The organism is Corynebacterium sp. HMSC077G07, from assembly GCF_001809225.1.
GTDB lineage: Bacteria > Actinomycetota > Actinomycetes > Mycobacteriales > Mycobacteriaceae > Corynebacterium > Corynebacterium jeikeium_D.
The window spans coordinates 1-1,595 of the sequence record NZ_KV796536.1 but is presented as its reverse complement, the minus strand read 5'-3'; the positions used below and the strand labels follow the sequence as shown (position 1 = coordinate 1,595).

Here is a 1,595-nt window from a genome sequence, read left to right as displayed (position 1 = left end):
CCAGCCGCACCTTCCGGTACGGCTACCTTGTTACGACTTCGTCCCAATCGCCAATCCCACCTTCGACAGCTCCCCCACAAAATGTGTTAGGCCACTGGCTTCGGGTGTTACCGACTTTCATGACGTGACGGGCGGTGTGTACAAGGCCCGGGAACGTATTCACCGCAGCGTTGCTGATCTGCGATTACTAGCGACTCCGACTTCACGGGGTCGAGTTGCAGACCCCGATCCGAACTGAGACCGGCTTTGCGGGATTAGCTCGCCCTCACGGACTGGCAACCCACTGTACCGACCATTGTAGCATGTGTGAAGCCCTGGACATAAGGGGCATGATGATTTGACGTCATCCCCACCTTCCTCCGAGTTAACCCCGGCAGTTTCTTACGAGTCCCCACCACAACGTGCTGGCAACATAAGACAAGGGTTGCGCTCGTTGCGGGACTTAACCCAACATCTCACGACACGAGCTGACGACAACCATGCACCACCTGTATACAAGCCACAAGGGAAACACCATCTCTGGCGCGATCCTGTATATGTCAAGCCCAGGTAAGGTTCTTCGCGTTGCATCGAATTAATCCACATGCTCCGCCGCTTGTGCGGGCCCCCGTCAATTCCTTTGAGTTTTAGCCTTGCGGCCGTACTCCCCAGGCGGGGCGCTTAATGCGTTAGCTACGGCACGGATCCCGTGGAAGGAAACCCACACCTAGCGCCCACCGTTTACGGCATGGACTACCAGGGTATCTAATCCTGTTCGCTCCCCATGCTTTCGCTCCTCAGCGTCAGTTACTGCCCAGAGACCCGCCTTCGCCACCGGTGTTCCTCCTGATATCTGCGCATTTCACCGCTACACCAGGAATTCCAGTCTCCCCTACAGTACTCAAGTTATGCCCGTATCGCCTGCACGCCCGGAGTTAAGCCCCGGAATTTCACAGACGACGCGACAAACCACCTACGAGCTCTTTACGCCCAGTAATTCCGGACAACGCTCGCACCCTACGTATTACCGCGGCTGCTGGCACGTAGTTAGCCGGTGCTTCTTCTCCATCTACCGTCAGAAACCCTTCGTCGATGGTGAAAGGAGTTTACAACCCGAAGGCCGTCATCCCCCACGCGGCGTCGCTGCATCAGGCTTCCGCCCATTGTGCAATATTCCCCACTGCTGCCTCCCGTAGGAGTCTGGGCCGTGTCTCAGTCCCAATGTGGCCGTCCACCCTCTCAGGCCGGCTACCCGTCGCCGCCTTGGTAGGCCATTACCCCACCAACAAGCTGATAGGCCGCGGGCCCATCCCACACCGAAAAAACTTTCCACCACACCCTCACGGTGCGGTCCTATCCGGTATTAGACCCAGTTTCCCAGGCTTATCCCGAAGTGCAGGGCAGGTCACCCACGTGTTACTCACCCGTTCGCCACTCGTGTACCCCAGCAAGCTGGAGCCTTACCGTTCGACTTGCATGTGTTAAGCACGCCGCCAGCGTTCGTCCTGAGCCAGGATCAAACCCTCCATCAAAAACCCTTCAAATCAGAAGAATCAAAAAAACAATGAAAGGCCCAAAAACCTGACAAAAACAGACAAACAACCACCACACACCAA

At 56.6% G+C, this 1,595-nt stretch carries 1 rRNA gene; it reads right to left on the bottom strand.

The features are described from left to right. Nucleotides 1-1,511 (bottom strand): 16S ribosomal RNA (locus tag HMPREF2562_RS06815); the annotation flags it as partial. Nucleotides 1,512-1,595: the final 84 nt, after the last annotated feature.